The sequence below is a fragment of the Vibrio sp. Vb1574 genome (assembly GCF_033338675.1).
The window spans coordinates 43559-66701 of sequence record NZ_JAWOTC010000023.1; the positions used below are offsets into that span (position 1 = coordinate 43559).

Consider the following 23143-nt stretch of genomic DNA (forward strand, 5'->3'; position numbering starts at 1 on the left):
AGTCACTCAGATGGATTTGAAAACTATTACCTACCTGGTCGTTGGCGCCACGTTCATCCTGTACATCGGGATTGCTATTTGGGCTCGCGCCGGCTCAACCAAAGAGTTTTATGTTGCTGGTGGCGGTGTAAACCCGATTGCAAACGGTATGGCAACCGCAGCCGATTGGATGTCCGCAGCGTCGTTTATCTCAATGGCAGGCTTAATTGCCTTCATGGGCTATGGCGGCTCAGTATTTCTAATGGGTTGGACTGGTGGCTACGTTCTGCTTGCGCTGTTGCTAGCACCTTACCTACGCAAATTTGGTAAGTTTACGGTGCCAGAGTTTGTTGGTGAACGCTTTTACTCCAACACAGCACGTATCGTAGCGGTTGTTTGTCTTATCATCGCATCAGTGACTTATGTTATCGGTCAGATGAAAGGCGTGGGCGTTGCGTTTGGTCGCTTCTTAGAAGTGGATTACTCCACCGGCCTATTAATTGGTATGTGTATCGTTTTCATGTACGCGGTTCTTGGCGGCATGAAAGGCATCACTTACACGCAGATTGCTCAATATTGCGTACTCATTCTTGCTTACACTATCCCTGCAATCTTTATCTCTCTGCAACTCACTGGTAACCCAATCCCACAAATTGGTCTGGGGAGTACCATGGCTGGTACCGATGTCTATCTACTCGATCGGCTTGACCAAGTGGTGACCGAACTCGGATTCAGTGAATACACGACCCAAGTACGTGGCGACACACTTAATATGTTTGTCTACACCATGTCACTGATGATTGGTACTGCCGGTCTACCACACGTAATTATCCGTTTCTTTACCGTGCCGAAGGTTCGCGACGCACGTACATCAGCAGGCTGGGCTCTGATCTTCATCGCAATCCTTTACACTACTGCACCAGCGGTATCAGCGATGGCTCGCCTCAACCTAATGAATACGGTAAATCCAGCTCCGGGTCAGCACCTAGCGTATGACGAGCGTCCTGCGTGGTTCAAAAACTGGGAAACAACTGGACTACTCGGTTTTGACGATAAAAATGGCGATGGCAATATCCAATACACTTCAGATGCGTCCACCAACGAACTGCGCGTTGATAACGACATCATGGTATTGGCTAACCCTGAGATCGCTAAACTACCAAACTGGGTGATTGCACTTGTGGCAGCAGGTGGTCTTGCAGCTGCACTATCTACCGCAGCAGGTTTACTACTCGCCATTTCTTCAGCTATTTCCCATGACTTAATCAAAGGGGTTATCAATCCGAACATATCCGAGAAAAAAGAGCTACTTGCTAGTCGAATATCAATGGCAGTAGCGATAGCAGCCGCAGGCTATCTCGGTTTAAATCCGCCTGGATTTGCCGCAGGTACGGTAGCACTCGCCTTTGGTCTTGCCGCTTCATCCATCTTCCCTGCATTGATGATGGGCATCTTCAGCAAGAGCATCAACAAAGAAGGCGCAATCGCCGGTATGATTGCGGGTATCAGTATTACGCTGTTCTACGTATTCCAACACAAAGGCATTCTTTTCGTTGCTGATTGGAAATATCTAGAAAGCTGGGGAACAAACTGGTTCCTAGGTATTGAGCCAAACGCGTTTGGTGCTATCGGCGCACTATTTAACTTCATTGTTGCATTCGCTGTATCCAAAGTAACTGCAGAAACGCCACAAGAAGTAAAAGACCTAGTCGAACACGTTCGCGTACCAGTAGGTGCTGGTAGTGCAGTGGATCACTAAAAACTAATCAAAACCACAAAAGCCCCGTTTGGAACCAGCCGTCCGGGGCTTTTTTATTCTCACTTTTCAGTTACCATATTCGCAGTATGTCGTTGCAAGGAAGCCAAGATGTTCAAAAACAAGCACTTTATTCTCGCTCTACTGATTGCGCCAGTTCTCTCTTTGATCGCTTACTTCGGTACCGATATGGCCCTCAGCGAGAAACCCCACGCGGCGCAAGAAGGGGAAACTTACAAACTCGCGAGTAAGTCTAATTGTCGTTACACCAGTGGTCTGTGTGATATGGAAAATGGCGATTTTAAAGTGAAATTTCGCTCGGAAAAACTCACTAAAAATAACTTAGAATTGTCACTCAACGCCGCTTACCCACTAGAAGGGGTTAAAGTTTCTATTGTGAGTGACAAAGAGAAAAACGCTCAACCGATTGATATGAAGCCCGCCGATCAAGCAGGCCAAAGCTGGTACATCACCTTACCAAAGCCTGCATCTGCAGAAAGCTGGTTAAGAGTCGTCATTCAATCAGGCGGCACACTATATTATGGTGAAACACAAACCGCATTTGTGAAGTACGAAACCTTATTTACTGAATAACGGTGACAAGCTAATTCACCGGTCTTCAAACGACATTGAATTAGTTTCACTTAGCATAAATGAATTCCTACTCAGCCGACGCCTTTGCGTCGGCTTTTGTTTCCGTAAGTCTTTCTTCAACAACCTCTTACTCTAAAAAGGGTTGCCAACCCACAAGTTAATTGATAATAATTATCATTACATTCAATGAGAGGTGGTTATGGACAACAAACGGGACATCTTTAACGCATTTTTTAAAGCCCAAGATAGATTCCTTCTCGCCGCACCACATGGCTTTGAGCCAGACGTGATTCATGACTATATTCATTGGGGAATGGTGTTGTCTTCCTGTTATGAACACGATGCCGATGAAGAAAATCTATTGTTGTGTGAGCTGTTTTTACGTCAGGTTTATTTCTATTTACTAGACGCAATTCAAGACTCAACTCGCAGTCGTATCTTCCGTCGTGTCTGTCTCGATTCTATCCATACGCCATTATTCTGCCTCAAACGCTATTACTACCAGTTTGAACAAGGCGACGTGAAATTTCTCGCACTACAACAACAATTACGCCTGATTCAAATCTCACTCGATTAACCAAAAGGATCCCTACCATGAGCACCGAATTCCGCATAGAAACTGACAGTATGGGCGAAGTAACGGTCCCTGCAGATGCTCTCTACCAAGCCCAGACTCAACGCGCCGTCGATAACTTCTCATTCAGTCAACATAAAATGCCATCTGGTTTTATCAAAGCGTTAGCACACATCAAGCAGACTGCGGCACTCACCAACGCACAGCTAGGGCTGCTTGAAGGAGATATTGCCAACGCGATTGCTGACGCAGCTCAAGCAATTATCGAAGGCAATCATATTGAGCAATTCCCAATTGACGTGTTCCAAACGGGATCAGGCACTAGCTCAAATATGAATGCGAATGAAGTGATTGCAACACTGGCCTCCCAGCATCTAGGCGGCACTGTCAGCCCTAATGATCACGTCAACATGGGGCAAAGCAGCAACGATGTGGTACCGACGGCCATTCAAGTTAGCGCAGCATTAGCCATTGAAAAACAGCTCTTCCCGGCACTGTCACACCTCAGCCAAACACTAGAGTCTAAACAGCAAGCATTGAAAGATGTTGTAAAAACCGGTCGCACCCACTTAATGGACGCGATGCCAATTACCTTTGCTCAAGAACTTGGCGGTTGGCAGTTCCAAATCGAGCACGCAAAACAAGCGATTGAACAAGCACTTCCTGCTGTAAAAGCCTTAGCCCAAGGTGGTACGGCGGTTGGAACGGGGATCAATGCCGATCCACGCTTTGCAGACTTATTCGCTAGCAACCTAACCCAGTCAACTCGTATTCAGTTCACGGCCAGTGATAACTTCTTTTTCAATTTAAGCAGTCAAGATGCGATCGTCGCTCTGTCGGGACAGCTCAAAACAGCAGCAGTTGCGATCATGAAGATCGCAAATGATCTTCGTTGGATGAATTCAGGCCCATTAGCTGGTTTAGGTGAGATTGAATTACAAGGCTTGCAACCGGGTTCTTCCATCATGCCTGGCAAAGTAAATCCTGTGATCCCAGAAGCCGCAGCTATGGCATCAGCGCAAGTCATTGGTAATGACACCACCATTACCGTCGCAGGCCAAACGGGCAACTTCCAGCTTAACGTCATGCTGCCAGTTATTGCTCATAACGTATTGGAGAGCATCGAGTTACTCTCTAACAGCGCAACCGCTTTAGCTGACAAAGCCATTGCGACGTTTGAAGTTCGCCAAGATAACTTGGATGTAGCACTCGCCAAAAACCCTATTTTGGTCACGGCTCTCAACCCTGTCATTGGTTACCTAAAAGCGGCAGAAGTCGCGAAAAAAGCCTACAAACAGGGACGCGCGATTATTGATGTCGCGGAAGAAGAAACTGATTTGGATAGAGCCACACTAGAGCGATTGCTTAATCCAGCCAAACTGACTCAAGGCGGCGTCGCAGAATAAGCGGCAAACTCAGCCTATCAACTAAGATTACAAACATCGAGACCTCCATTCGGAGGTCTCTTTTTATAGCGATTTTTCAAACACTCCAATCCTAAGCGACTCGATTGAGCACCGAACGCAGCTTAAGCGGCTTAACTGGCTTAGCAATAAAGCTGAACCCATTTGCTTTGATGCCATCAAGCATATCATCGGTACGATCTGCACTGATGATGACGCCTTCAAAGCTGTGGCCTAATCTCAGGCGGCATTGCTGTAGCACTTCTAAACCAGTACGACCATCATCAAGTCGGTAATCGGAGAAAATTACATCCGGAATCCAACCATCCTCAAGCGCTTGTAGACTTTCAACTAAATCAATCGCAACTCGTATATCGCAACCCCATCGGGAAAGTAAGTTTTCCATGCCGACTAGAATGTCAGGCTCATTATCGACACAAAGGATTCTCAGATGACCAAGTTCAGATTGCTTACTCATTGCCACGTGAACTGGATGAGGCTGAACATGATCAGCTTTATCTAGGGTGATGGAAAAAACACTGCCTTTTCCAACCCAAGAGCGCATCGAAATTTCATGCCCAAGTACCTGAGCAATTCCTTTCGAAATCGCCAAACCAAGTCCGAGACCTTGGTCGGAACGAACTTGAGTTCCGCGATTAAACTCTTCAAAAATCTCTTGCTGCTTCTCTTCTTCAATACCCACTCCATTATCCCATACATCAATACGCACTCGCCCTTTCACGCGGCGAACACCGAGTGCGACTTTGCCATTCGGGTTATAACGAAACGCATTGGTCAGGAAGTTTTGCACCACACGGCGCAGCAGTTTGGGATCCGACTTAACCATGAGTGAGGACGGAATCATGGTGAACTCTATGCCTTGCTGTTTGGCTAACGCACTAAACTCAGCATTCAAATTCGATAACACATCATTTAACGCAAAGCCATGCACGTTGACTTCCAACTTGCCCGATTCCAAACGCGAGATATCCAGCAAATCTCCAATTAAGTCTTCGGCAGCCTCTAAAGCACTTTCAATGTGTGCTGACAGCTTTTTGGCTTCGCTGTCTTTGGCGACTTCCGATAGTGAAGATGCAAATAGACGCGCCGCGTTGAGCGGTTGCATCAAGTCATGGCTTACTGCCGCCAAGAACCGTGATTTGGACTTCGATTCCAAATCCGAGCGCTGCGTCGCTTCCACCAGCTGCTTGTTAAGTTGTTCTAATTCTCGAGTCCGCAGACGTACCCTTTCTTCCAATGTCTCGTTGGCGTCTTTCAGTGCTTGCTCTGCATCACGGAATACGGTGATGTCGGTAAAGCTCATCACAAAGCCACCACCTGGCATTGGGTTACCTTGCACCTCTATCACGCGACCATCGGGACGAACCCGAGAAGAGGTGTGCCGAGTCCCTTGCTCAAGGTGATAAACACGGCGACGGACGTGGTCATCAGGGTCACCAGGGCCACACAACCCCTGCTCTGCATTGTGCCGAATCACATCCGCAATCGGTCGACCTACTTGAATCAGGCCTGGCGGAAATTCAAAGAGTTCTAAATAGCGTTGGTTCCACGCTACCAAGCGTAGTTGCTTATCGACGACCGCAATACCTTGTCCAATATGCTCAATCGCGCCTTGGAGTAAACCCCGACTAAAATCGTACAGTTCAGAGGCTTCATCGACGATAGTCGCCACCTCTTCAAGCTGCATGTTTCTTCCTTGCAGAGCGGAAGTAAGTACTAACTTAGCAGAAGATGCTCCAAATACCCCTGCTAGCACACGCTCCGTATGCCGAATCAGAGAAGATGGCGCTTGTTGATTCGGCATCAACTCTTCTCGTTGCTGGCTCCAGTAGGCTTGAAACGCCGCTTTAACTCGCGTTCGTCCTACAAATCTAGACGCTAGCATTTCCAGTTCTGCAACCGTAACGCGGCTCTGGTACAGACTCATATTTTCGCTTTCAGGCAGCGGTGTACCAACGAATGATGCCGATTGTAAGCGCTCACTTAGGCTTGGTCGGGTAGCCATAGAAACCACAACAAAACACACTGCATTAGCGACCACACTGAGGATCATCCCCCAATCTGAAATCGCGATATCAAAACTAGCCAATACCTCTGGTGGCGTAATCAACCAGATCAGGAAGTTATTACTGGCGTCTCCGGCAAGCATGTCTGTTTGGCTCATTAACGTAATCAACCAGGTAGCAAAACCCACCGCGAGGCCAACATACACACCTTTCTTATTCCCTTGACGCCAATACATACCGCCAACCAGCGCAGGAGCGAATTGCGTGATAGCCGCGAACGAGAGAAAGCCGATAGCAGACAGTGAATGAATAGTGTCCAACGCTTGATAGAAACACCACGCGCCAATCAACAAAACTAATATCAAACCACGGCGGATCCGCAGTAATAATTCAGAAAAATGGTGATGGTTACGCTGCGTCAGTCGCATGCGACGCAATAGCAATGGCATAACCAAGTCATTCGAGACCATGATCGCTAAGGCAATCGTCGATACGATAACCATGCCACTTGCCGCTGAAGTACCGCCTAGAAACGCAAGTAAGGCGATTTCACTCGCCCCTACCGACATCGGCACACTGATGACATAAGTATCAGGCGAAGCGCCACTCAAGAGACCTTGCCCTACCCACGCAATAGGTAAAACAAAAATCCCCATTAAGATCAGATAAATGGGGAACAACCAACGAGCCACGTGCAAATCTTGAGCACGTTCATTTTCCACAACCATCGTATGGAATTGTCGCGGAAGGCAAACGATCGCCAGCATCGTGAGTACAGTATGAATCAATATAGTCGGGATATTTGGTGACTGATACGTCTGTGCGGCAACATCAATTAAGCTCAAATTCTCGGTGTTCATCGCCAACCAAACAATGAAAACACCAACCACTAAAAAAGCCAGCAGTTTGATAATGGATTCGAAGGCAATTGCCATCATCATCCCACGATGGTGTTCCGTGTTATCAATGTGGCGGGTACCGAATAGCATCGTAAAAATCGCCAATGCGACCACAACAAACCACGACACGCTATCGTTTTGATAACCAAAATCAGTAGCCAGCTCCGGAGCAATGATTTCAAGCCCCATAGTGATACCACGCAGCTGTAAAGCGATGTACGGCAAAATTCCCGCAACCGCTATGAGCGTAACAACCACGGCCAAACCTTGGGATTTACCGTAGCGTGCTCCGATAAAGTCAGCAATCGACGTGATGTGTTCCCGTTTAGCAATCAAAATAAGCCGAGCTAAAACGCGCCATCCGATGGTAAACACTAAAATGGGAGCAATATAGATAGGCAAGAAAGACCAAGGATTACTGCTGGCCTGCCCGACCGTGCCGTAGAAGGTCCACGATGTACAGTACACCGCAATGGAAAGGCTATAAATCCAAGGCCGCCAGCGCGCTAGCCACCTTTTCTGAATGTCGCCGTACCACGCGATGATAAATAAAGCTCCCAAATACGCTAAAGAAACGGGAACCACCAGCCATCCTTGCATCCGATATCCTTTCTTGCCTTTCTTGCTACTTTTAAAGCAAGAGAATAAAAAAACCTCTCCATGAGGGAGAGGTTTCATTTAACACTGCTTTGATAACGGAGACAAAGCTTAGTTTTTAACCTTTGTTACATAAGTCTAATTCTGTGTTTCAAGTGGCTTGTCTGATACATCAACCACCTGATGTGGGTCTTGCGAATCAAGCTTGATGAACAGAGCCAATAACCCCATCGCGGCCATGCCCCAGAACACAAGCGATCCCCAGTGCTCATAACCCCAGCCACTCAATACGGTCATCAACGCGATAAATGCGCCCAACGGAATCGCGTTATACAACGCTTGCAACGCTACGATCTTATTTTCTTCGGAGTTTTGGATATATTGGATCGCGGCAATGTGTGCGGTAGCGAAAGTCACACCATGCAATAGTTGAACAACCACCAAAGCAATAATTGATGTTGTCGACGCCGTAATACCCCAACGCATCATTACACCAACGGCAGCAGCAATAAACAGCGCGCGTATTGACCAACCTACGAATAAGCGCTTACTCAATGCAAACACTGCCACTTCTGCGGCCACTCCTAAGCTCCACAAGTAGCCAATGACATCTTCCGAGTGACCAGCGGCCTTCCAGTGAATCGCACTAAAGCCGTAGTAAGCCGCATGACTGCCCTGAATTAGTGACACCAACACTAAGAATTTTAGTATCGGCTTGTCGGTCAAAAGAGCGGTCAGCTTTGGACGTTCTGCGCTTTGCCCACCGTGCGTTACAGGCATTGGGTTAGTCGGTCGCATAGCAAACAGCAACGAGATAAACACGCCGAACATCGCAGTGTACAAGATCATATCGGAGCCAAATTCAGCCACCAGGTAGCCCACTGCCGTCGAGCCTGCGATAAAGGCGATCGAACCCCATAGCCGCGTGCGGCCATAATCGAGCATTTTCAGGCGAGCGTAGTAATTTGCCATCGCGTCCGACAACGGAATAATCGGTCCACAACAAAGATTGAACAACACTGTCGCTAGTGCCATTAACCAAAAGCTACCACCCGTAAAAAAGTGAAATCCAACAAAAAGGAGGGCAGCGAAACTCAACCAACGTAAAGCAGGCATAAGATGTTCGACTTTGTGTACTCGTGGGGTGATCACGATATTGGCAACACAACGTGTCGCAAGGCCTAACCCGACCAGCAAACCGATATCTGTCGAAGATACGCCCTGATCCTTAAACCAAAGTGACCAAAATGGCAGATACACGCCATACGCAAAGAAGAATCCGAGAAAGTACTGGGAAATCCAGCCATACGGAGAAGGTTTCAACATTACTAATATCCTAAAACGGGAACACCAACGTTCGAGCCGGGAATTATGGATCGCCATGCGTATTATAAAAAGGGAAGAATAAGAAACTTATCGTTTCCTCGATGGAATACTAACTTTGCGACATTTGGCATCTTCAAGCGAAAACATCGTAATTTAGACCAAAGTCGTCTGGCTTCCGGTAAGAAATTTGTCAGACTTAGAGAGTGTTCCTTCCATCATTATTGGGTGTTCTCATGCCTGACAAATTTAACATGCAATCTCCACCGTTCGATCGCTTAACTGAAGCACAACAAACGCGACTGCGATCGTCTCTGGACGTCGCCTACTATCGAGCTCGAGATGTTATTTTATCCTGCGGACAGAAGAACCCCCACTTATATATTCTGATCAAAGGCGCGGTAGAAGAGCGCTCCAACGATCAACAGGAAGTGTTCGCACATTATGCCAACGACGATATGTTCGATGTACGCTCGTTACTTGAAGACAAGGTACGTCATCACTACATCGCGCTTGAGGACACGCTCTCTTACCTACTGCCGAAAGAAATTTTCCTTGCCCTTTACAACGAAAATGGCCAGTTTGCAGCCTATTTCGATAACAATTTATCGAAACGGCAAGAGCTCATCGAAGCGGCCCATCAACAGCAAAACTTAGCGGAGTTTATTCTCACTAAAGTTGACCGCAGCATTTATCACCCACCGATGATCCTTGAACCAAATACACCAATTAACGAGGTAACACGTTCCTTAAAAGAAAATGGGATTGACGCTGCATTGGTTCAACTCCATGGCGATGATCCACGATTGGAAAAATGGCCATCAGCCCACCCGTACGCAATAGTGACTCGTACTAATATGCTGCATTCTGTGATGATAGATGGTTGCGCGCTCGACACACCAGTGGGTGAGATCGCGAGCTTTCCTGTTTATCACGTTGATGATGGTGACTTTCTATTCAACGCCATGATCACAATGACCAGAAACAGAATGAAACGCCTCATGGTATGTGAAGGCAACAGAGCCGTTGGCATGCTGGATATGACCCAAATTCTTAGCGCGTTCTCAACCCACTCTCACGTGTTAACGCTCAGTATTGCTCGAGCAAGCAGCGTGGAAGAGCTCGCTTTGGCCTCAAACCGCCAACGTCAATTGGTCGAGAGCTTATTGAAAAACGGCATCCGCACTCGCTTCATCATGGAGCTGATCTCAGCCGTAAACGAGCAAATTATCGAGAAAGCGTTCGAGTTAGTAATACCACCAGCCTTGCACGACCATTGTTGCTTGATCGTACTCGGCTCTGAAGGCCGAGGAGAGCAAATTCTCAAAACCGATCAAGACAATGCCCTGATTATTCAAAATGGTCTGGAATGGCCTCATTGCGAACAAGTGATGCAATCCTTCACACACACCCTACAACAGCTCGGTTATCCACTTTGCCCTGGTAAAGTGATGGTTAACAACCCGAAATGGGTCAAAACACAGCAAGAATGGATAAGCACCCTAAACCACTGGATAGCTAAAGCCGAACCAGAACAAATCATGGACTTAGCCATTTTCAGTGACGCCCATGCTGTTGCTGGGAATTGCGAGCTGCTGGCCCCAATTGCGGCACATCTTCGTGACACAATGAAAGATCGCATGTTGATATTGTCTGACTTTACTCGCCCTGCCTTGCAGTTTTCGGTGCCCCTAACTCTATTTGGCAACGTAAAAAGTGCTAAAGACGGATTGGACATTAAACGCGGCGGTATTTTCCCAATTGTACACGGCATTCGCGCCTTGTCTTTGGAGTATGCCATTGAAGAGAAGAACACGTTTGAACGCATTGAAGCTCTGAGAAATAAGCGCATCTTAGAATCCGAAACGGCAGATAATCTCAACGAAGCACTGAAATTGTTCTTTAAACTTCGTCTTAATCAGCAACTCAAAAAGCAAGAAGCGTTGAATAACATTGATATTAAACAACTGGATAGAACTGAGCGTGATTTGCTTCGCCACAGCTTACATGTGGTGAAGAAATTTAAGCAATTTTTAGGCTTCCATTATCAAATTCGTGATTAACCCTGATTTTCATAAATCACAGAGGCGTAAGCAATGAACTGGTTACAACGCAAATACTGGCATTACAAATTGAAAGGCTCGCCTTATCAGTCGCTGTTTTGCACGCCAGATAAAACAGAATACGTCTCTCTTGACTGCGAAACCACCAGCCTTGACCCAAATCGCGCCGAGCTGGTGACTATTGCAGCCACCAAGATCATCGACAACCGCATCATCACCAGTCAACCATTTGAAGTCCGCTTACGCGCGCCGCAATCGCTCGACTCTGGCTCGGTCAAGATCCATCGAATTCGCCACCAAGACTTAGTCGATGGCATCAGTGAAAAAGAGGCGCTGCTCGAGCTGCTCGACTTTATCGGCAACCGACCACTTGTGGGCTATCACATTCGTTACGATAAAAAGATCTTAGACCTTGCTTGTCTGAGGCAACTTGGCTTCCCACTTCCTAACCCACTCATCGAGGTCAGTCAGATTTATCACGATAAGTTGGAACGACATTTGCCGAATGCCTATTTCGACTTAAGTCTGGATGCCATTTGTAAACACCTCGAACTTCCTATCCAAGACAAACACGACGCCTTGCAAGACGCGATTTCTGCCGCTTTGGTCTTTGTCCGCTTAACGAAAGGCGATTTACCCAACCTAACCGCACCGTATACATAAAAATCAGTTGACCTAGCTCCCAGAAATACTTTTGTTTCAGCGATTTCCCGGCGCTTCTATCACTCTCATCCTAAAGTCTAATTGTGGAAATACGTGCGGTGACTGACAGTTATAAGCACAACGTCGTCATTACCACGACCAAGTTATTTAGAACCAAAAAACAGCCCTACAAAAATATATTCAAAATCTTATCTAGATTGGTGTAAGGCCGAGAAATAAGGCACAAGGAGAGAAGCCATGAGCGAAGCCCACGTTTATCCGGTAAAAGAAAATATTAAAACTCATACACACGCGGATAATGATACTTACTTAGCCATGTATCAGCAGTCGGTAACCGATCCAGAGGGCTTCTGGAACGAACACGGCAAAATCGTTGATTGGATCAAACCTTTCACCAAAGTAAAAAGCACTTCTTTCGACACTGGCCATGTTGATATTCGCTGGTTTGAAGATGGCACACTGAACGTCTCGGCTAACTGTATTGACCGTCATCTTGCAGAACACGGGGATGACGTCGCCATCATTTGGGAAGGCGATGATCCAGCCGACGACAAAACACTCACTTTCAACGAACTGCACAAAGAAGTGTGTAAATTCTCCAACGCATTGAAAGAGCAAGGCGTACGCAAGGGCGACGTGGTGTGTCTATACATGCCAATGGTGCCAGAAGCTGCAGTGGCTATGCTCGCTTGTACCCGTATTGGTGCGGTTCACACCGTAGTATTTGGCGGTTTCTCACCAGAAGCGCTATCCGGCCGTATCATCGACTCTGACGCTAAAGTCGTGATCACCGCAGACGAAGGCGTACGTGGCGGACGCGCTGTTCCACTGAAAAAGAACGTGGATGAAGCACTAACCAACCCAGACGTAAAAACCATCAATAAAGTCGTCGTGCTTAAACGTACAGGTGGTGATGTTGAATGGCATGAACACCGTGATGTTTGGTGGCACGAAGCAACAGCCAACGTTTCTGACGTTTGCCCACCAGAAGAGATGAAAGCCGAAGACCCGCTGTTCATCCTCTACACATCTGGCTCGACAGGTAAACCTAAAGGCGTACTACATACTACAGGCGGTTACCTCGTCTACGCGGCAATGACCTTTAAATATGTCTTCGATTATCAACCAGGAGAAACCTTCTGGTGTACCGCGGATGTGGGCTGGATTACAGGCCATACTTACCTAATTTATGGTCCACTAGCGAACGGGGCCAAAACCATTCTGTTTGAAGGTGTTCCAAACTACCCAAGCACGGCTCGTATGAGTGAAGTGGTTGATAAGCACCAAGTGAACATTCTCTACACTGCGCCAACCGCTATTCGTGCACTAATGGCAAAAGGTAACGAAGCGGTAGCAGGGACATCTCGTTCAAGCTTACGTGTGATGGGTTCAGTAGGTGAGCCTATCAACCCTGAAGCGTGGGAGTGGTACTACAAAACGATTGGTAACGAGAGCTCGCCTATCGTTGATACTTGGTGGCAAACAGAGACCGGCGGTATCTTAATTGCACCACTACCAGGCGCAACAGATTTAAAACCAGGCTCAGCAACTCGACCATTCTTCGGAGTCCAACCTGCACTGGTTGATAACATGGGCAACATCATTGAAGAAACCGCAGCAGAAGGTAACTTGGTGATCCTTGATTCATGGCCAGGTCAGATGCGTACTGTTTATGGCGACCACGAGCGCTTTGAACAGACCTACTTCTCAACCTTTAAGGGAATGTACTTTACTAGTGATGGGGCTCGTCGTGACGAAGACGGTTACTACTGGATCACGGGCCGTGTTGATGACGTACTAAACGTGTCGGGTCACCGCATGGGTACCGCTGAAATAGAATCGGCTCTTGTCGCACATCATAAAATTGCTGAGGCCGCTATTGTGGGCATTCCGCATGATATCAAAGGCCAAGCTATCTACGCTTACATTACCTTGAACGATGGTGAATTCCCGTCAGCAGAGCTACACAAAGAAGTGAAAGATTGGGTGCGTAAAGAAATTGGTCCAATTGCAACACCAGATGTACTGCACTGGACGGATTCCTTACCGAAGACTCGTTCTGGTAAGATCATGCGTCGAATCCTGCGTAAAATTGCAACGGGTGATACCAGTAACCTCGGAGACACATCAACGCTTGCCGATCCGAGCGTTGTAGATAAACTTATCGCAGAGAAAGCAGAATTGGCATAAATTCAACCAACTGTTTTAAAAGCACTTTAAAAACCGCCATCACTCATGGCGGTTTTTTGCTTTAGTGCACAAATTGGCCACACAAAAAATATGGCAATTATGTTGTTTTTGTTAACTTGGTTACAGAAACGAGAGTGGCTATTAGGAGATTAGACCAGTAAATTGCTGCTAATTGCTATGAATTAGCTATAATCTTGGTCGATTTTTTAAAATTTGCTCGGTTTTAACAAAAAAATCGTGCTGAACTATCGTATATTTGGGAATATAAACGTTCCACTCACGATAAGGGAAGATAGCAACACAATGTCTGCAAAGTCACGGATTCTTGTTCTAAACGGACCAAATCTTAATCTATTGGGTCTGCGCGAACCGACACACTATGGTCACAGTACCTTAGCTCAAGTTGTGGATACTCTTACAGAGCAAGCCCATAACGCTGGGGTAGAACTGGAACACCTACAATCAAATCGTGAGTACGAACTGATTGAAGCCATTCACTCTGCCTATGGCAAGATTGACTTCATCATCATCAATCCAGCGGCTTTCACTCATACTAGTGTGGCGCTGCGAGATGCATTACTTGGCGTCGCCATCCCATTTATTGAGGTGCACTTATCAAATGTGCATGCACGTGAACCATTCCGTCATCACTCTTATCTGTCAGATAAAGCAGAGGGTGTGATTTGCGGTTTAGGCGCACAAGGCTATGAATTTGCTCTGTCTGCAGCGATCAATAAGCTACAGGCAAAGTAACCCTAACACTCTGCAACCCTACGAGGGTTGTCTTAATCACAAGATAAAAGAGAAAGAAAAGATGGATATTCGTAAAATCAAGAAGCTAATTGAGTTAGTTGAAGAGTCTGGCATTGCTGAGCTAGAGATCTCTGAAGGTGAAGAGTCAGTGCGCATCAGCCGTCATGGCACTGCAGCCCCTCAAGCACCAATTCACTACGCAGCAGCTCCAGCAGCGGCACCTGCTCCAGTAGCAGCGGCACCAGTAGCGGAAGCACCAGCAGCAGAAGCTCCAGCAGCAACACCTGTAGGTCACCAAGTTCTTTCTCCAATGGTTGGTACTTTCTACCGCTCTCCAAGCCCAGACTCTAAAGCATTCGTAGAAGTGGGTCAGAAAGTAAATGCTGGCGATACTCTGTGTATTGTTGAAGCAATGAAAATGATGAACCAAATCGAAGCGGACAAATCTGGCGTTGTTACAGCAATCCTAGCTGAAGACGGCCAACCAGTTGAATTCGACCAACCTCTTGTTGTAATCGAATAAGCGGGGCTTGCCTTATGCTAGACAAAGTAGTCATCGCGAACCGAGGTGAAATTGCACTTCGTATTCTTCGCGCTTGTAAAGAATTAGGTATTAAGACCGTCGCTGTTCACTCAACAGCGGACCGCGATCTTAAGCACGTGCTACTCGCAGACGAAACCGTATGTATCGGCCCTGCTCGTGGTATCGACAGCTACCTAAACATTCCACGCATCATTTCTGCAGCAGAAGTGACTGGTGCTGTGGCTATCCACCCAGGTTACGGCTTCCTGTCTGAAAACGCAGACTTCGCAGAGCAAGTTGAGCGCAGTGGTTTCATCTTCGTTGGTCCAAAGGCAGACACTATCCGCCTAATGGGCGATAAAGTATCTGCTATCAATGCAATGAAGAAAGCAGGCGTTCCTTGTGTACCGGGTTCTGACGGCCCTCTAGACAATGACGAAGAGAAAAACAAAGCATTTGCTAAGCGCATTGGTTACCCAGTAATCATCAAAGCATCTGGCGGCGGCGGCGGTCGTGGTATGCGTGTTGTTCGCGCAGAGAAAGACCTTATCCAAGCCATTGCAATGACACGTGCTGAAGCAAAAGCGGCGTTCAACAATGACATGGTTTACATGGAGAAATTCCTAGAAAACCCTCGTCACGTTGAAGTTCAGGTTATTGCTGACGGTCAAGGCGGCGCAATCCACCTTGGTGAGCGTGACTGTTCAATGCAACGTCGTCACCAAAAAGTAGTGGAAGAAGCTCCAGCACCTGGTATCACCGAAGAAATGCGTAAGTACATCGGTGAACGCTGTACTCGTGCATGTATCGAGATCGGTTACCGCGGCGCAGGTACGTTTGAATTCCTATACGAGAACGGTGAGTTCTACTTCATCGAAATGAACACTCGTATTCAGGTAGAGCACCCAGTAACAGAGATGGTTACTGGCATCGACCTAATCAAAGAACAGCTTCGTGTTGCAGCGGGTCAGCCTCTGTCATTCACTCAAGATGATATTAAGATCCGTGGCCATGCGATTGAGTGTCGTATCAACGCAGAAGACCCTGAGCGCTTCCTACCATCTCCGGGTAAGATCGAGCGTTTCCACGCTCCTGGCGGTATGGGTGTACGTTGGGAATCTCATATCTACACAGGCTACACAGTTCCACCTCATTACGATTCAATGATTGGTAAACTGATCACTTACGGTGAGAACCGTGATGTAGCGATTGCACGTATGAAAAACGCACTGGGTGAGATGATCATCGAAGGCATCAAAACTAACGTGCCACTGCAATTCTCCATTATGAATGACGAAAACTTCCAACACGGTGGTGCAAACATCCACTACCTAGAGAAGAAGCTTGGCTTACAATAAGCCTAAGCAAACGTCTTAAAAAATGCCCACTCCCGTGGGCATTTTTGTTTTATATGTACGCGAACGGCTCAACATATAAATCGGCTTATTTGGGTATATACTCAAACAAATCGTAGAGTTCTGGTAAACTCTGCGCCACTTCATTCACTTTAAGAGCAAAAACCAATGCCTTGGATTCAAATCAAACTCAACGCGACCAATGAAAACGCTGAGCAAATCGGCGATATGCTAATGGAAGAGACTGGCGCGCTGTCTGTTACATTCTTAGACGCGCAGGATACACCTGTATTCGAACCTCTACCTGGCGAAACTCGCTTATGGGGCGATACTGATATTCTGGCACTGTATGATGCAGAAGCAGACACTAACTTCATCATCGACCAAATTAAAGCGAGCAATATGCTGGCTGACAATTTTGCTTACAAAGTAGAACAGCTTGAAGATAAAGACTGGGAACGCGAATGGATGGAAAACTTCCACCCAATGAAATTTGGTGAACGCCTATGGATTTGTCCAAGCTGGCGCGACATTCCAGATCCTGACGCTGTTAATGTTATGTTGGATCCAGGCCTTGCATTCGGTACGGGTACTCACCCTACAACAGCACTTTGTCTTGAGTGGCTAGAAAGCATGGACTTAAGCGGTAAGACCGTTATCGACTTCGGTTGTGGCTCAGGTATTCTTGCGATCGCAGCGATCAAACTGGGCGCTGAAAAAGCGATAGGGATCGATATTGATCCTCAAGCCCTGCTTGCTTCAAAAGACAATGCTGAGCGTAATGGCGTTGCAGACAAACTAGAAGTTTACTTACCGCAAAATCAACCTGAAGGTCTCGTCGCTGACGTCGTTGTGGCCAACATCCTTGCAGGACCTTTACGTGAACTTGCACCAATCATTAAAGGCCTAGTTAAACCAAATGGCGACCTTGCAATGTCTGGCGTATTAGACACCCAAGCTGAAGATGTTGCGAACTATTACCGTGACGAGCTTCACATTGACCCGATTGTTGAGCAAAGTGAATGGTGTCGCATCTCTGGTCGTAAGCAAGGCTAGACAAGGTTTTCAGAGCTAATTGTTTGAAATTCATACAATTTACAAAAACAATTTGTAAATGCTCAAATATTAGTCTTTTCACGCAGTGAAAAAATGCGTAAAATGCGCGCCCTTGCTGGTACAGAACTGTGATGACGTTTTGAAAATCGGAAACTATCAACTTAAGAACAATCTAATCGTAGCCCCTATGGCTGGTGTAACGGATAGACCGTTTCGCGAGTTGTGTCTTCGCTATGGTGCGGGAATGGCCGTCAGTGAAATGATGTCTGCTAACCCAAAGCTATGGGGAACGTCAAAGTCGAAACAGCGCATGGTACACGAGGGCGAATCGGGCATTCGCTCTGTACAGATTGCGGGTTCCGATCCACAGCTTATGGCGGATGCAGCTCAATTCAGTGTTGAGAACGGTGCACAAATCATCGACATCAACATGGGCTGCCCGGCAAAAAAAGTGAATAAGAAGCTAGCGGGCTCTGCTCTGCTTCAATACCCAAACATTATCGAAGAGATTTTGAAAGCGGTCGTGAATGCAGTGGACGTTCCTGTAACGTTAAAGACTCGAACTGGCTGGGATACAGACAACAAGAACTGTGTCCAGATCGCTAAATTAGCCGAAAACTGCGGCATACAAGCTCTTGCTCTGCATGGCAGAACGAAAGCATGTATGTACAAAGGTGAGGCCGAATATGACAGCATTAAAGCGGTAAAAGAGGCGATTTCAATTCCGGTTATCGCGAACGGTGATATCGATAGCCCGGAGAAAGCCAAATTTGTACTGGAGTACACCGGTGCGGACGCTTTAATGATTGGACGCCCTGCCCAGGGTCGTCCTTGGATTTTCCAGGAAATCCATCACTATTTGGAAAACGGCACCACAATGGAGGAACTTCCAACTGAGGAAGTGAAAACCATTATGCTTGGTCATGTAAATGCTCTGCATGAATTTTATGGGGAGTTCTTAGGTCCACGTATCGCGCGCAAGCACGTTGGGTGGTACCTGAAAGAGCATGAACAGGCAAGTGAGTTTCGCCGTACCTTCAACGCTATCGACGCAGCTCCGCTGCAAATTGAGGCGTTAGAAGGTTATTTTGATAACGTTGCATCATAATTAAGAGAAGAGCTAGACCGAATATGTTCGAACAAAATCTGACTTCAGAAGCATTAACAGTAACTACAGTAACGTCACAAGACCAGATTACTCAGAAGCCTTTACGTGACTCTGTTAAAGCGTCTCTTAAAAACTACCTTGCTCAACTAAACGGCCAGGAAGTAACAGAACTATACGAATTAGTTCTAGCTGAAGTTGAACAGCCACTACTAGATACTATCATGCAGTACACTCGCGGTAACCAAACTCGCGCAGCAACTATGATGGGTATCAACCGCGGTACTCTTCGCAAGAAACTTAAGAAATACGGCATGAACTAAGACCGTTTTTCAAAAAGTATTTGGAACAAGCCGTTACCTTTTTAGGTAACGGCTTTTCTTTATCTACTAAAACACTACGAATAACGCTCACTTTGTTCAGTATTACCAACTGGCTTTAAGATAACTACTGCTGAGCCAAACAATAGGAAAGCCACGAAAGCGACCCATTCATTGCCTACAGAATACGCGAAGCCCGCCAAGGCAGACCAAATCGCGACACCAAAGTGCATCATACTCATTCCAAAAGACATTAACACACCTCGATATTCATCAGATAAGCTTGCGATATGTGCTTGTAATGCCGGAGAACCAACCCCTCCAGCGAGAGACCAGAGCACTAGAACTGGAAGATAAGCGGTCACCGTACTCATCTCATTTGAGAACACCCATGCACTGCAAGGTATGCACACCATTAAAGCCACTCGCATAACGGCTCGAGAGCTACCAAGCCAACAGCAAGCTCTCCCCACGCACATATTTCCAACCACACTAACGATCCCTAGAGCAGCATAAATAGCGCCCACCCAACCGAGCGCCAACTCGCTGGTATCTCGAATATGGAGGCCTATCAGGTTAAATACACCAATACCTCCCCCTAGGCCTAAACACATCGCTAGAATCGCTCTCAACGCGCCTGGAAGATGAATGACGTCTGCGATAGGTGGCAGAGTATCTGACTTCTTGGACTCATTATGCTTGTTGTTCATGAACACTACGCTCATGGCACTGACAAGAAGAGCCGCAACGCCCAAAATAATAAAAGCGGCACGCCATGATAAAAGCTGGGTCAACAATGCTCCGATCGCCGGGCTAGTTATCATACCTAGCGTTAATCCCGCCTGAACCATCACAATTTGACGCATCGCTCTATTACCCTTCGCGTCTCCCGCTAACGCGAATGCAATTGGTAACATGCCTGCACTTGCAATACCAGTGATCACACGAGTTGCAATAGCAAGTTCAAAATCATGAACTATGCCCGTCGTAATAGGCACAACCCCAAATACAAAGCAAGCAGGCACCATGATACGAATACGCCCAGCTCGGTCTGATAAACGGCCCAAGTAAGGAGCGAAAATTGCTATGGCTAAACTATATGCCGTAATAAATAAGGTCACCTGACTCGGTTGAACACTTAAATCATTTCCGATAGGTTCAAGAATAGATCCAAGCATCAACTCATCAGCACCAACAAGAAAAGCAACGAGAAATAGGATCATGGACTGCATCATAGCTCCACCTCCTGTTCTGTTTCCGATTCAGCACAAGTGAGCAACGAAATATCTAAAACTCTATCAGGCCAAGATTGCAAAAATGCCTTCTCATGAGATACCACAATCACGCTACCGGAAAAGCGCTGGAGAGCCTCTTTAAGCGCATTTTTACTGCTGCTATCCAAGTGTGTTGTTGGTTCGTCCAACAGCAAAACATTGCATTTCTGAACCGATAAACAACACAACTTCACCCGAGTTTGCTCACCACCGCTCAATGTATCTAAGTGGCGCTGCGTCTTATCCCCCGTAATCCCAAAGCGAGCTAATAGCTTGCGTGACTCTTTGCTTGAGATTGTTGGCGCACAAGAGCACAGCTCCTGTTCAGGCGTGTTCTGAGGATGGCGCCAAGACAAATCTTGAGAAAAATAACCAATCATTGCACCTTTTGCCAATACCACCTCACCAGAGAGTGGCTCGATCTTCCCCATCAGGGTTTTAAGTAAGGTCGACTTACCCACGCCGTTAAAGCCAGCAACAACCAACTTTTCCCCGCGCGCTAACGTGATATCAAATACTGGAAGCAGAGGCTGCTGATAACCGATCATCAACGCTTTTGCCTCAACCACATTCGGTTGCTCAATGGGCTGGTAAGCAAAGTCAAACGTCGATACTTTCTCTACATGATTCAGTTGAATACGTTCGATTTTATCCAGTCTCTTCTTACGCCCTTTAGCAAGACTGGCGTTAACTCCTGCACCATTTTGGGCAATAAATTTCTCTAACTTTCGAATTTCACTTTGCTGAGCCTTATATTGCTTTTCTAATAAAGCACCGTCGTGCTGCTTTTGCTGCATTGCTTTGACATAAGTACCGCTGTATTTTCGAACCGTTTGATAATCAATATCACAAACACTGGTCGCTACTTGATTAAGGAAATCAATATCATGAGAAACCAGTAAAACGGTGCCAATGTAATCATTGAGAAACGCGACTAGCCATTCAATGTGCGGAGCATCAAGATAGTTTGTCGGCTCATCAAGAATTAACACATCGGGGTTGCGAAGTAACAACTTGCCTAAAAGGACTTTGTGTCTTTGACCACCACTTAGCGAGACAAGCGGTGTATCTAAGCCAAATTGATAAATACCAAGACCTACAGCAACTCGTTCAATTTTGGTATTAATTGCATAGAAGTCTTCATCTTCTAAATATGCCTGTAGCCGAGCGACTTGGCTTAAAAGAGATGTAGAGTGAGACTCGGTCATCGCCTGATACAAAGTCCAAAGCTTCTGCTCGGCAGCGTATAAGTTCTCAAAAGCACTCTTTAAGCATTCATAAACCGTCAGCGCATTATCCATCTTAAAATGTTGCTCTAAATACCCCACCTCAAGGTTTGGTAACCAGTCAATGCAGCCCTTATCTGCAGATAATTCACCAATAAGCAATTTTAATAAGGTGCTTTTTCCAACACCATTCGCTCCGGTGATACCTATTTTCTCTCCCACGTTAATACGAAAGGTTACGTTGTTGTATAACGTCTTATCAGCTATCTGATAAGACAAATTTTTAACTTGTAAAATACTCATGTTTTCAACCAAATAAAAAAGGGCCGGTGATCAATACCGGCCCTTATTTCAATACTGGGTAATGCTTTGTAGCTGCTTAACAGATACAAAAAGGCCGATGATGAAATATCACCGGCCATCTCTTCTCTTTTATCAGGTGTACAAGCTCCTGCGTATAACTTCAGCGAAGCTACCCACACATAAAACACCTGATGAAGATTAATTTAAGACTCCGAGCAACACTTCATCGCGTTTTTTGCATGGAGTTCAGCCTTCTTACAAAGCTTTTAAACAAGAGATATAACATGATTTACTGTCGAAAAAATATTCGATGTGAAGCGTACACCTTTAGAATAAAAAGTACCAGATAATTATTAAAACTATCGTGACTTACACGAAGGTCCACAGAAAGAAGACTTTTCCTCAGTCAATGTGCCAGGTGAACTGCTTACTCAGCAAACACAGCTATGAAAGCACCTATACCGCTCACGTTATACGTACGTAGTGGTGGCTTTGAAGGTTGGAGAGGGTTAGAGGGAAGAAGTAGCGAATATACTTTAAGACACTGGCTTAAATAGGTCGACAAAACAAAATCCATGTTTGGAAAGTTTTAAATGCGCTGAGTTTATATTAATAAGCGCCTATGGCTAAATCAAAACATCTAAAGCAGAGAAATCTCCCCCGAAAATAACATAACCTAGTGAATAAATTTTCCAGGTAATAATAAAGGAAGCTTTGGTAAGTAAGCACAAGGGCTGAGAACTAGCGCTCGATACTAGGACCCGGTTCAGTAGAAACCACACAAAACTGAGTTCCACTTCACTCATATAGGGCTTAGAAAGCATCGCCAGAGGGAAGCCGGCCTCTCGATGCAAGGTTTCAATACGAAAGTGGGTTTAAGGTAAGTCGGGGAACCAAAACGAAAAAAGCCCCAGTCTTTCGACTGGGGCTTAATATAAGTGGCGGAGTGGACGGGACTCGAACCCGCGACCCCCGGCGTGACAGGCCGGTATTCTAACCAACTGAACTACCACTCCGCAGTGGTATCACTCGCTTTAATAAGCAAGTGTCCGCTTTTGTCTTCACTTTTCGAAAAAGTGAAAATAAAACTAAAGCCTGGCGATGTCCTACTCTCACATGGGGAAGCCCCACACTACCATCGGCGCTATTTCGTTTCACTT

The 23143-nt window shown here is 46.3% G+C and carries 17 protein-coding genes and 1 tRNA gene; 13 read left to right on the plus strand and 5 right to left on the minus strand.

Translation table 11 applies throughout. The annotated features are described in order from the left end of the window. Positions 1–10 precede the first annotated feature (10 nt). The 4 genes from R7O12_RS14940 to R7O12_RS14955 all read left to right on the plus strand — a co-directional run bounded on the left by R7O12_RS14940 (position 11) and on the right by R7O12_RS14955 (position 4309). Positions 11–1738, plus strand: coding sequence for a sodium:solute symporter family protein (locus R7O12_RS14940; protein ID WP_005382372.1), 1728 nt, complete (start codon positions 11–13; stop codon positions 1736–1738). Between the two features lie 108 nt (positions 1739–1846). Further along, positions 1847–2329: a hypothetical protein gene (locus R7O12_RS14945; RefSeq protein ID WP_005382371.1), complete on the plus strand. Its 483-nt coding sequence runs from the start codon at positions 1847–1849 to the stop codon at positions 2327–2329. Positions 2330–2528: 199 nt separating this feature from the next. Next, positions 2529–2906, plus strand: a complete 378-nt coding sequence (locus R7O12_RS14950) for a hypothetical protein (RefSeq protein ID WP_318105817.1) — start codon at positions 2529–2531, stop codon at positions 2904–2906. 17 nt (positions 2907–2923) lie between these two features. Then, on the plus strand, positions 2924–4309 hold the full coding sequence (locus tag R7O12_RS14955; protein ID WP_005382369.1) for a class II fumarate hydratase: 1386 nt from the start codon (positions 2924–2926) through the stop codon (positions 4307–4309). A 91-nt stretch (positions 4310–4400) separates the two neighbouring features. Here the strand turns inward: R7O12_RS14955 and R7O12_RS14960 are convergent, their stop codons facing one another. Together R7O12_RS14960 and R7O12_RS14965 are read right to left on the minus strand one after the other, a co-directional pair. Beyond that, positions 4401–7832: a PAS-domain containing protein gene (locus R7O12_RS14960; RefSeq protein WP_042523702.1), complete on the minus strand. Its 3432-nt coding sequence runs from the start codon at positions 7830–7832 to the stop codon at positions 4401–4403. Positions 7833–7967: 135 nt separating this feature from the next. Beyond that, positions 7968–9155, minus strand: coding sequence for a 3-phenylpropionate MFS transporter (locus R7O12_RS14965; RefSeq protein WP_042523701.1), 1188 nt, complete (start codon positions 9153–9155; stop codon positions 7968–7970). Positions 9156–9388: 233 nt separating this feature from the next. Between R7O12_RS14965 and R7O12_RS14970 the strand changes: the two genes are divergently transcribed. The 9 genes from R7O12_RS14970 (at position 9389) to fis (ending at position 19183) form a co-directional block, all read left to right on the plus strand. After that, positions 9389–11215, plus strand: a complete 1827-nt coding sequence (locus R7O12_RS14970; RefSeq protein ID WP_318105821.1) for a DUF294 nucleotidyltransferase-like domain-containing protein — start codon at positions 9389–9391, stop codon at positions 11213–11215. 33 nt (positions 11216–11248) lie between these two features. Then, positions 11249–11878 carry a 3'-5' exonuclease gene (locus R7O12_RS14975; RefSeq protein WP_005382363.1) on the plus strand — a complete coding sequence of 210 codons (630 nt, stop codon included), beginning with the start codon at positions 11249–11251 and terminating at the stop codon, positions 11876–11878. 237 nt (positions 11879–12115) lie between these two features. Further along, positions 12116–14068: an acetate--CoA ligase gene (gene acs, locus R7O12_RS14980; RefSeq protein WP_005386359.1), complete on the plus strand. Its 1953-nt coding sequence runs from the start codon at positions 12116–12118 to the stop codon at positions 14066–14068. 303 nt (positions 14069–14371) lie between these two features. Beyond that, on the plus strand, positions 14372–14821 hold the full coding sequence (gene aroQ / locus R7O12_RS14985) for a type II 3-dehydroquinate dehydratase (protein WP_042523695.1): 450 nt from the start codon (positions 14372–14374) through the stop codon (positions 14819–14821). Between the two features lie 61 nt (positions 14822–14882). After that, complete coding sequence (accB, locus tag R7O12_RS14990; RefSeq protein WP_025768820.1) at positions 14883–15344, plus strand: acetyl-CoA carboxylase biotin carboxyl carrier protein; 462 nt, start codon at positions 14883–14885, stop codon at positions 15342–15344. 14 nt (positions 15345–15358) lie between these two features. Beyond that, positions 15359–16702: an acetyl-CoA carboxylase biotin carboxylase subunit gene (gene accC / locus R7O12_RS14995; RefSeq protein WP_005382509.1), complete on the plus strand. Its 1344-nt coding sequence runs from the start codon at positions 15359–15361 to the stop codon at positions 16700–16702. Positions 16703–16867: 165 nt separating this feature from the next. After that, positions 16868–17755: a 50S ribosomal protein L11 methyltransferase gene (gene prmA, locus R7O12_RS15000; RefSeq protein WP_318126083.1), complete on the plus strand. Its 888-nt coding sequence runs from the start codon at positions 16868–16870 to the stop codon at positions 17753–17755. A 139-nt stretch (positions 17756–17894) separates the two neighbouring features. Then, positions 17895–18863 (plus strand): tRNA dihydrouridine synthase DusB, encoded by a 969-nt coding sequence (dusB, locus tag R7O12_RS15005; protein WP_005382505.1) that lies wholly within the window; start codon positions 17895–17897, stop codon positions 18861–18863. 23 nt (positions 18864–18886) lie between these two features. Beyond that, positions 18887–19183, plus strand: a complete 297-nt coding sequence (gene fis / locus R7O12_RS15010; RefSeq protein WP_000462885.1) for a DNA-binding transcriptional regulator Fis — start codon at positions 18887–18889, stop codon at positions 19181–19183. A gap of 74 nt (positions 19184–19257) precedes the next feature. On the opposite strand, the gene R7O12_RS15015 is transcribed toward fis, so the two are convergent. From R7O12_RS15015 to R7O12_RS15025, 3 genes are all read right to left on the minus strand, one after another. Next, positions 19258–20415: an MFS transporter gene (locus R7O12_RS15015; protein WP_042523691.1), complete on the minus strand. Its 1158-nt coding sequence runs from the start codon at positions 20413–20415 to the stop codon at positions 19258–19260. Next, positions 20412–21983, minus strand: a complete 1572-nt coding sequence (locus tag R7O12_RS15020) for an ABC-F family ATP-binding cassette domain-containing protein (RefSeq protein ID WP_025768822.1) — start codon at positions 21981–21983, stop codon at positions 20412–20414. Before R7O12_RS15020 ends, R7O12_RS15015 begins: the two co-directional genes overlap by 4 nt. 939 nt (positions 21984–22922) lie before the next feature. Next, positions 22923–22999 (minus strand) — tRNA-Asp (locus R7O12_RS15025). Positions 23000–23143: the final 144 nt, after the last annotated feature.